The sequence below is a fragment of the Mycolicibacterium novocastrense genome (genome assembly GCF_001570485.1).
GTDB classification, from domain to species: Bacteria; Actinomycetota; Actinomycetes; order Mycobacteriales; family Mycobacteriaceae; genus Mycobacterium; species Mycobacterium novocastrense.
The window spans coordinates 1-10,049 of the sequence record NZ_BCTA01000062.1 but is presented as its reverse complement, the minus strand read 5'-3'; the positions used below and the strand labels follow the sequence as shown (position 1 = coordinate 10,049).

Sequence of the window (10,049 nt, the reverse complement as noted above, 5' to 3'; positions counted from 1 at the left end):
GGGGCATCCTCGTCCCGTCGCGTTCGCTGCTTCGCGTAGCGGTACCGGCCGCGACGTGCGCGAACGCGGCTATCCTTCCGCCGCGGCCATCACCCAACCGCTCGCGGCCACACGTTGGTTCCAGAACTGCGCGTACTGGCCGCCGCGCTCCATCAACTCGGCATGGCTGCCCTGGTCCTCGACCGCACCGTCGGCGGAGAGCACCACGATGTTGTCGGCGGCGGTGACCGTGGACAGCTTGTGTGCGATCACGATGACGGTGCTGTGTTGCGCCAGCGTCCGGATGGACTCGGCGACGTGATGTTCGTTTTCGGGGTCCAGCGCGCTGGTCGCCTCGTCGAACAACACGATGGGCGCATTCTTGACCAGCGCCCGGGCGATCGACACCCGCTGCCGTTCGCCGCCCGAGAGCGCCGAACCGCCTTCACCGACTCGGGTCTGCCAGCCGTCGGGCAATCGCTCCACGACCGACAACAGGCCCGCCGTGCGAGCCGCCTCGACGATGGCGGCATCGTCGGCGTCGGGCCGACCGATGCGGATGTTCTCCCACAGCGTGTCGTCGAACAGGTACACGTCCTGGAAGACCAGCGACAATTGCGCCATCAGGTCCGCGGTCAGCTGGTCGCGCACGTCCACGCCGCCCACCCGGACCACGCCGCCGTCGACGTCGTAGAAGCGCGCGATCAGCCGGGTGATCGTCGACTTACCCGAGCCCGACGGGCCGACCAGCGCGGTCATGGTGCCCGGTTCGGCGACGAAACTCACGTCCGTGAGCACCTTGCGGCCCGAGTAGCCGAACGCGACGCGGTCGAGCTCGACTCGTCCGGGTGTCGGAAGCGCACTTGCGGCGGGCGGCTCGGCCAAGGACGGGGTGTCCAGGATCGAGGTGATGCGCCCGAGCTCCCCGGTTGCCAGCCTGACCGCGGACCCGAGTTCGGCCAGCTGCGACAGCGGTGAGGCGAACCGGGCGGCGAGCCCGAGGATGGCCACGAGCGTGACGGGGTTGATGTCGCCTTGTACCGCGATCCACACCCCCGCGGCGATCAGCGCCGAGAAAACCGCCTGCACGGCAACGCCGTTCAGCAGCAGTCCGGTCACCGACTGCCACAGGGCGGCGCGTCCGGCGCGATGCTGAATCTGCAGCGCGTCGCCGAGCGGTGTGTAGTCGGCCCCCGTGCGTCCGAAGGCCCGCAACACGGGCTGGTACCGCGCGAACTCGATCACCCGGTTGTTGACCTCGATCGCCGCGTCGTGGGTGCGCACCTCGGCGCCGGCGATCAGCCGGGAGGCGAACCGCCCGCACACCACCAGCAGCACACCGCCGGCCAGCGCGACGACCCCGATCCGCCAGTCGAAGTAGAACAGACCGACCACCACGGTGAGCGCGCTGACGGTGTTGACCACCAGCGGCGTGACCAGGTTGCCGCCGCTGGTGCCGACGAAAACCGTTCCCTTGACCGCGATCTGGGACACCTTGCCGACCTTCTCGCGGCTGAACCAGCCCAGCGGCAGGGTCACCATGTGATCGCCCAGCCGGTGGTGCAGCAGCCGCATCGTGGTCAGCGCCATGCGGATCGCCAGTTTGGCTTGGACGTAGCTGAGCACCGACGCGACCAGCACGGTGATCGCCATCAAGCCCAGCCAGCGGCCGGTGGCGGCGTAGTCGCCCTCGAACAGCGACACGGTCACCGGCACCAGGAGCAGCATCACCAGGCCGTGCACGACGCCGTAGACGGTCACCACCGACAGGAAGCTGAACATCCGGCCGCGCTGCGGGCCGAGGATCTGCAGAAAACCCCGGATCATCGGGCCACCTCCCATTCCCGTGCGTGGCCTGCCGTGTAGGACTGCCACATGCGCGCGTACTGCCCGCCCGCGGCGATCAGTTCGTCATGCCTGCCCTGTTCGACGACGCGCCCCTGATCCAGCACGACCACGTTGTCGGCCGAGACGATCGAGCCCAGCCGGTGCGCGATGACCAGCACGGTGCGCCCGGCGATGAGCCGCGACAACGCCTCCTGGATCTGGGCCTCCGAATCGGGGTCGGCGAACGCGGTCGCCTCGTCGAGCACCAGGATCGGGGTGTCGGCCAGTACCGCGCGCGCGATGCTGACGCGCTGAGCCTCGCCGCCGGAGAAGTGGGCGTCCTCATCGATGACGGAGTCGTATCCCCTTGGCAGCTGCAGGATCCGGTCGTGGATACGGGCGGCCTTGGCCGCGGCGACGACGTCGTCATCGGTGGCGTCGGCGCGGCCGAGGCGGATGTTGTCGGCGACGCTGATGCCGAGCAGTTGCACGTCCTGCAGCACGAACCCGACGTGCCGGTACAGCACGGCGGGGGCAATGTCGCGGACGTCGACACCGCCGACGCGCACCGCGCCCGCGGTGACGTCATGGAAGCGCGGCACGAGGGTGGCCAGCGTCGATTTGCCGCTGCCCGACGGCCCGACGAGCGCGGTGATGGTCCCCGCAGGAAGTGTGAGCGAGACGTCGTGCAGCACGGTGTTCTCGCCGTCGTAGGAGAACCGGACGTCCTCGAATCGGATCGAATTGTCCTGCGGCACCGCGGGTTCGCGCGCGACGGGCAGGACGGGTGTGTCCAGGAGGCGCTGCAGGCGCCCGGCGGCGGCCGCGGCCTGGCGCTTGATGTGGGTGGAGTAGCCGACGGTCAGGACGGCCGCCGGGATGGTCACCGCGACCAGCGTCGAGCCCAGCACCTCGATCGGGGTGACCCAGCCGCTGCGGACGAACCAGTATCCGCCGGCCAGGTTGGCCAGCAGCAGCACCGGGGTGTCGATGAACACCGACGACACCGCCTTGACCCGGACCAGCGGTCCGATCCACCCGGCGAAGCTCTCGTTGAATTCGTCGGCGGCATCGGCGAAGCGCTTGTGCGCCTTGCCGGCCTGGCCGAACGTCTTGACCACCGACACTCCGGCGATGAACTCCACGATGGTGGCGCTGATCCGTTCGACCCCCCGGTCGAGCCGTTCCATCTGCGTTCGGGAGTCGCGCCCCAGCGCGAGGTAGATGCCGATGTAGAACGGCACGGTGGCCATCGCCAGCAGGCCCAGCCGCCAGTCGAGGTAGAAGCAATAGATCAGGCCGAACAGCGGGGTGGCCAACGCACCGGTGTTCTCCACGGCCGAATGGGCGACCAGGAAATGCAGTTCGCCGACGTCGTTCTGGACGGCCTTGTTCACCTCCCCCGACGACTTGCCGCCGAACCAGCCCAGCGGCAACCGGCCCAGCTTGTCGACGATGCGCAGCCGCAACGACCGCTGCAGATCCACGTCGGCGAAATGGGTGATCGTGAGCGCGGCACCGCCGGCCAGCGTGCGCACCAGCAGCGCGCCGATCACGATGGCGACGACGGTCCAGAGCCTGGCGGTGTCCGGCGGTCCGCCGGCGAGCAGTTCACGGCCGATCTCCACGATGCCGATGAACGGCACGATCGTCGCCGCCGAGGCCAGCAGCTGGTAGCGCTGCGCCCGCGACGAGCGGGCGCGGGTGGGGGCGAGCAGCTGCTGCAGCGCGAGCTTGTCGTAGGTGGCTGCCCGCTTGGCCGCGTCGGCCGCGGTTTCGGGGGGACCCGTCTCGATGGCGGGCGCGGGTTGCACAGCGGTCATGCACCCTCCAGGTCTAGCGGTGGGTAAGGGTCGCCTAACCCTACCGGGCGCATACGAGTCGGCGGTCGCTACGTAACGTGAGGACGTCTGTTACGAGCTCGCACCTTTCGAAGGGACCGTTCATGGATCTGGCAGGGGTCGGTATCTGGAGTTCGCAGTTGCGCTACGGCGATCAGGGTGAAGCGGCCGAGGCCGCCGCGGAGTTGGAGGACCTCGGGTTCACCGCCCTGTGGATCCCCGACGTCGGCGGGCCGGTTCTCGATTCGGTCGAACACCTGCTCTCGGCGACCAGGCAGGTGGTGATCGCCACGGGGATCCTCAACCTCTGGATGCACGAGCCCGCCGAAGTGGCCGCCCGCTACGCGGCACTGACCGAGAGCCACGGCGAGCGCTTCCTGCTGGGGATCGGAGTGAGCCATGCGCCGCTGATCGATTCGAAGGAGCCGGGGCTCTACCGCAAGCCGCTGGCCGCGACCCGCAAGTACCTGGACGCGATCGATGCGACCCCGCAACCGGTTCCGGTCGCCAACCGGGTGCTCGCGGCCCTGGGCCCCAAGATGCTCGAACTGGCCGCGACCCGCGCGGGCGGAGCGCACCCCTACCTCGTCACCCCCGACCACACGCGCTACGCCCGCGAGCAGCTGGGCGAGGGCCCTCTGCTGCTGCCCGAGCAGACCGTCCTGCTCACCACCGACCGCGACGAGGCGCGTTCGGTCGGAACCGATTGGCTGCGTTCGTATCTGGCGCTGCCCAACTATCGCAACAACCTGTTGCGGACGGGGTTCACCGAGGAGGAGGTGGAGACGGTCAGCGACCGGTTGTTCGACGCGATCATCGCCTGGGGCGACGAACAGACCGTGCTGAGCCGGGTCCAGCAGCACCTCGATGCCGGTGCCGACCACGTGTGCGTGCAGGTGCTGACCGCCGACCCGCGGGAGTTCCCGCGCGATCAGTGGCGTCGGTTGTCTCGCGCTCTCCGATGAGGCCCTAGGCTGACGAACCGAGCTCGGACAGCACCGCGGCGCTGTCCATCTGCGCGACCTCCAGGTAGACCTCGGCGACGGCGTTGAGGCGCTCGCCGTCGGGTTCGCGACCGAGGAGTCGCTCGGCGAGCCTGGCGACGCACCGGGCGGCGAACATGTCGGTGACCAACACCGTCGGGGTGTCCAGCCAGTCGCGCACCCGCGCGATCACCTGGGTGGCCAGCACGGAATCCCCACCGAGGGAGAAGAAGTCGTCGTCGACACCCACGCGGACGTCGTCGTCGACGTCGAGCACGTCTTCGACGATCGCCACCAGCGCGGACTCCAATGGGGTGGCCGGCGCCCGATACTCCTGTGCGGCGGGCGGTTCCACGTCGGCCAGCAGGCGCGCCACGGCCTTGCGGTCGATCTTGCCGTTGACGGTGAACGGGACACGGTCGGCGACCGCGATGATCTTCGGAATCATGTGGGCGGGAACGAGATCGGTCATGGCCGCGGTGACCGCCCGCGCATCGACCGCGGGATCGTCGGTGCGCACCAGAGCCGCCAGCACGTCGCGCTCACCGGGAATGACGGCTGCCACCGCGGCGTCGATTCCGGCGACCCGCTTGAGGGCGGCCTCGACCTCGCCGAGTTCGATGCGGTATCCGCTGATCTTGACCCGGTGGTCGACACGGCCGACGAACTCCAGTGTCCCGTCGGGAAGGTAGCGAACGAGATCGCCGGTGCGGTACCAGGTTCGGCCGTCGTGCTCAACGAACTTCTCGGCGGTCAGGTCGGGTCGCCCGCGGTAACCGCGGGCGATGCCGCGGCCGGTGAACCACAGTTCGCCGGGGACCCAGTCGGGGCAGTCCGACCCGTCGGCGGCCACCACGCGGCAGGCGTTGTTCGGGAAGGGCGTGCCGTAAGGCACCGATGTCCAGTGCGCGGGCGGATCACCGACCTCACAGATCGTTCCGTGCACAGCGGTTTCGGTCGCGCCGCCCAAACCGGCGGCGCGGACGTCCGGGGCCGAGTTGCGCAGGGCCCGAATCAGTTCCGGGCGCACCCAGTCGCCACCGAGCAGGACCACCCGCAGGCTGCTCAGCCGGTCGCCACCGACCTCAAGCAGCATGTCGAGCCATCCGGGCATCCAGTTCAGGAACGTCACGCCGTGCTGCTGGATCAACCGCGCCCAGGTGTCCGGATCGCGGCGCTGATCCTCGTCGACCACCACGACCGCGCCGCCCGCGCGCAGCAGCGCGAAGATCTCGAGCACCGACATGTCGGCTTCCAGCGAGGCCAGCGCCAGGCTGCGATCACCCCGGTGCAGGCCGAAACGGTCGGAGACGAACTCGATGGTGTTCATCACCGCGTCGTGGGTGAGCTCCACCCCCTTGGGTTCACCGGTCGAACCCGAGGTGAACAGCACGTAGGCAAGCGAATTCGGGTCCGTCCGGGCGGGCTGCACGTCGGAGGTGTCGCGGGTGATCGCGTCGGCGACGGTGATGACCGGCACGCCGGTGTGGTTCGTCCCCGTGTGGTTCGCCCCGGCGCCACCGCACACGAGGACCGCGGCCACCGCACTCGACTCGAGAATCCGCGCGGTGCGCTCGGCGGGCTGGTCCGCGCCGATCGGAAGGTAGGCGGCACCCGCCGCGAGGATGCCGAGCACGGCGGGGATCTGTTCGGCGCACTTGGGGCCGATCAGCGCGACGAGGTCGCCGGGGCGAACGCCGTTGTCGCGCAACGTCCCCGACACCCCCAGGGTCCTGTCGCGAAGTTCGGCGTAGGTCAGGTCGCCGTCGCGGCTGAACACCGCCGGCGCGTCGGGGTCCGCGAGCGCTTGGGTGAAGAACCCGTCGTGGATCGCCTCGCCGCTCGGCGGCGCCGTCGTGCTGTTGACCGCCCGCCGCACGGCTCGCTGCGTCTCGGGCACCGCGGGCGGATCGGGAGCGTCCCACGCGGCGTCGTCGGTCGCGAGCCGGGTCAGCTCGGTGAGGTGGTAGGCGAACATCGCGTCGGCGACACCGGGCCGGAACGCGTCGACGCGCACATCCCAGTTGATCATCAGACCGTCGGCGAGCGGGGTCGCCTGCGCGTCGATGAGCACCTGCGGGCCCTGCGAGATCGTCCACACCGGAGCCCCGAACTGGTCGGTGACTTCGCCGGCGAACAGGTCGCCCAGTCCCAGCGCGCTGGTGTAGACGATCGGCGCCAGCACCTGGTTGCCGCGGTGGCGCCCGAGGTCGCGCAGCACCGACAGGCCCGAGTATCGCGAATGCCGTGCGGTGTGGTGCAGCGTCTCCTGCACGGCGCGCGCCCGCTGCGCGGGCGTGCGGGCTTCGGTGAGGTCGATGTCGAGCATCAACGACGACGTGAAGCAGCCCACGAGTTTCTCGACATCGGGATGGAACGGCTCACGGCCGAACATCGGCAGGTTCAGCAGGAACCGCGAACCGCTCGACCAGCGTGCCAGCGCATGGGAATACGACGCCGCGACGGCCATCGCCGGCGTGATGCCACGGCGGTGCGCGGCGGCGAACAACGCGTCGCGCGTCGGGACGTCGAAGATGTGCCACAGCCGGACGCTGCGCCGGGGGTCGTCCTGTTCGGCGGGCGGAATCAGCGGCAGCGCGGGCGATTCGGGAAGTTCGGGGATGCGCTCGGCCCACCACCGCACATCCTCGTCGGAGGGCCCCGGATCGGACGCGGCCAGGGCGGCGCGGTACTCCCGATAGGTGTATCCCAGGTCGGGAAGGTCGCCGCCGCGGTAGAACACCGCGAGGTCGGCCATGAACTTGCGGTAGCTCACCGCGTCGGCGGCGTTCATGTCCATGTCGACGTGCAGCCGGGTACGACCGTCGGGACGCAGCGACAGGCTCAACTCGAGCACGTCGCCGTCGAGGATCTGATGCGACTTCTCGTGCCGGATGGTTTCGAGGCGCTGCTCGGCCTCCGCGGCGTCCAGGTCGCGCAGATCGTGGACCGTCACCGGTAGACCCCGGTCACCGATCCGCTGGGTGCCGTCGGGAAGGATCTCCACGCGCAACATCGGATGGCGCGCAACGAGTTTCGTCGCCGCATCCTGCAGGCGCTCGGGGTCGACGCCGGCGCCGTCGAACTCGACGTACAGGTGCGCGGCCACCCCGCCGAGTTGCTGATCGTCGTTGCGGCCCAACCACATCGCGTGCTGCATCGGCGCCAACGGGAAGGGTTCGTTCTCGTCGCCGGCCGGCGCGGTGTGCGCCGCCGGCTCGGCTTCGCCGCCACCGGACCGCTCGGCGACCAGCGCCGACCACGCCGCCACGGTGGGGTTCTCCGCGAGGGCGGCGAAGTTGATGTCCATGCCCTGCTTGCGCCACCGGCCCGACAGCGACATCATGCGGATCGAGTCGAGTCCGGAGGCGATCAGGTCGGCGTTCGGGTCGACCTCGTCCGGACTCACCCCGAGGAGCTCGGCGACCTCCTCGCAGACGGTGCGATCGGTCGTTCGCTCGGTCCCTCGCCCGGTCAGCGAACCAGTCTCACCCACACCCACGACGCGTCCTCCGGATTAGTACAGGCTGCCCTAACTAACGCGGGGCACGCTACCTTATATTCGACGCACCGAACACACCTACCCCAAGGGGTCGCATCCTTTATGAGCACCGGTTTCGAGCAGCGCCCACAACAAGATCAGCCCCTTGGGGGCGGCGGGCTCGGCGACCTCGGAACGGGTTTCGTACCCTTCCCCGCAGACCGCGCCGACGAGTACCGCCGCGCGGGTTACTGGACCGACGAACCACTCGAGTCGATCCTGACCGATGCGGTCGCGGCGTGGCCCGATCGGACTGCGGTGATCGACAACCAGGTCAGCTACACGTTCGCCGAACTCGATGCCCGCGCCGAGCGGATCGCGGCGGCGCTGGCCGATCGCGGCATCGCTCCCGGGGACCGCATGCTTCTACAGCTCCCGAACACCTGCGAATTCGCCGTGGCCCTGTTCGGTGTGCTGCGGGCGGGCGTCGTCCCCGTGATGTGCCTGCCGGGGCACAGGTCGGCGGAGCTGAACCATTTCGCCGCGGTCAGCGGCGCGGTGGGCCTGATCGTGCCCGATTCGGTCGGCGGCTTCGAGTACCGCGAACTCGCCGACGAACTCGTCAGCAACAATCCGGCGCTGCAGCACGTGTTCGTCCACGGAGACCCGGGACGCTTCCAATCCTGGTCCGCGCTGGCCGATTTCGATGGTCCACTGTCCGAGCGGGCACCGTTCGATCCCGATGCGCCTGCCCTCCTTCTGGTGTCGGGGGGCACCACGGGTCTGCCGAAGCTCATCGCCCGGACCCACAACGACTACCTCTACACCGCGAGGGCGAGCGCCCAGGAGTGCCACCTCACCGGCGACGACGTCTATCTCGTGGTGTTGCCCGCCGGACACAATTTCCCGCTGGCGTGCCCGGGCCTGCTCGGGTCGATGACCGTCGGCGCGACGTCGGTCTTCACCACCGACGCGAGCCCGGAGGCCGCGTTCGCGCTGATCGACCGGCACAATGTCACGGTCACCGCGCTGGTCAACGCGCTGGCCAAGGTATGGACCCAGGCCTGCGAGTGGGAGCCGGTGCTGCCGACGGGGCTGCGGCTCGTCCAGGTCGGCGGTTCCCGGATGACACCGCAGGAGGCCGAGTACATCCTGTCGGGCCTCACGCCGGGGCTGCAGCAGATCTTCGGGATGGCCGAGGGCATGCTGAACTTCACCCGGCCCGGCGATCCCGTCGACGTCGTGGTCAACACCCAGGGCAGACCGATGTCGGCGCACGACGAGATGCGCGTGGTCGACGAGTCCGGCGCGGAGGTGGCGCCCGGCGAGGAGGGCGAGCTGCTGGTACGCGGCCCCTACACGCTCAACGGCTACTACCGCGCCGAGGAGGCCAACGCCCGTTCGTTCACCCCGGACGGCTTCTACCGCAGCGGCGACCGCGTACGCATCTTCGCCGACGGTCCGCGCGCCGGCTACGTCGAGGTGACCGGCCGCATCAAGGACGTCATCCACCGCGGCGGCGAGACGGTGTCGGCGTCGGACCTCGAGGAGCATCTGTTCGCCCACCCGGCGGTCTACGCCGCGGCGGCGGTGGCCCTGCCCGATGAGTTCGTCGGCGAAAAGATCTGCGCCGCTGTTGTTTTCAAGGGCGCCCCGATCACCCTGGCCGAGCTCAACGAGTTCCTCGACGAGCGGGGCGTGTCGGCGCACTGCAGGCCCGACGTGCTGGCGCCGCTGCCCACGCTGCCCAAGACCGCCGTCGGCAAGGTCGACAAGAAGAAGGTCGTCACGCAATTGATGTCCTGAAGTCACCGCCGAAACTGAAGCTCTGCGTCAAACGTCGGCCTTCGGTTCAGGGGGTCGATGCAACAGCACTCGTTTTGATTGAGGAGTGTTGTTGTGCCGCTTCCACCTCTTGCCTTTGTTGTGCGCGAGTTT

The 10,049-nt window shown here is 69.3% G+C and carries 5 protein-coding genes; 2 read left to right on the top strand and 3 right to left on the bottom strand.

Features of this window, described 5'->3' with window-relative positions:
- Positions 1-69 precede the first annotated feature (69 nt).
- Positions 70-1,806, bottom strand: coding sequence for an ABC transporter ATP-binding protein (locus RMCN_RS21310; RefSeq protein ID WP_067393474.1), 1,737 nt, complete (start codon positions 1,804-1,806; stop codon positions 70-72).
- A complete protein-coding gene (locus RMCN_RS21305) occupies positions 1,803-3,629 on the bottom strand; it encodes an ABC transporter ATP-binding protein (RefSeq protein WP_067393399.1) in 1,827 nt (608 codons plus the stop codon). The genes RMCN_RS21310 and RMCN_RS21305 overlap by 4 nt, the downstream gene beginning before the upstream one ends.
- 122 nt (positions 3,630-3,751) lie before the next feature.
- Between RMCN_RS21305 and RMCN_RS21300 the strand changes: the two genes are divergently transcribed.
- Positions 3,752-4,612: an LLM class F420-dependent oxidoreductase gene (locus RMCN_RS21300; RefSeq protein ID WP_067393397.1), complete on the top strand. Its 861-nt coding sequence runs from the start codon at positions 3,752-3,754 to the stop codon at positions 4,610-4,612.
- A 4-nt stretch (positions 4,613-4,616) separates the two neighbouring features.
- On the opposite strand, the gene RMCN_RS21295 is transcribed toward RMCN_RS21300, so the two are convergent.
- Positions 4,617-8,132 (bottom strand): non-ribosomal peptide synthetase, encoded by a 3,516-nt coding sequence (locus RMCN_RS21295; protein ID WP_084377640.1) that lies wholly within the window; start codon positions 8,130-8,132, stop codon positions 4,617-4,619.
- A 102-nt stretch (positions 8,133-8,234) separates the two neighbouring features.
- Between RMCN_RS21295 and RMCN_RS21290 the strand changes: the two genes are divergently transcribed.
- Positions 8,235-9,917: a (2,3-dihydroxybenzoyl)adenylate synthase gene (locus RMCN_RS21290; protein ID WP_067393394.1), complete on the top strand. Its 1,683-nt coding sequence runs from the start codon at positions 8,235-8,237 to the stop codon at positions 9,915-9,917.
- The last annotated feature ends 132 nt before the right edge of the window (positions 9,918-10,049 follow it).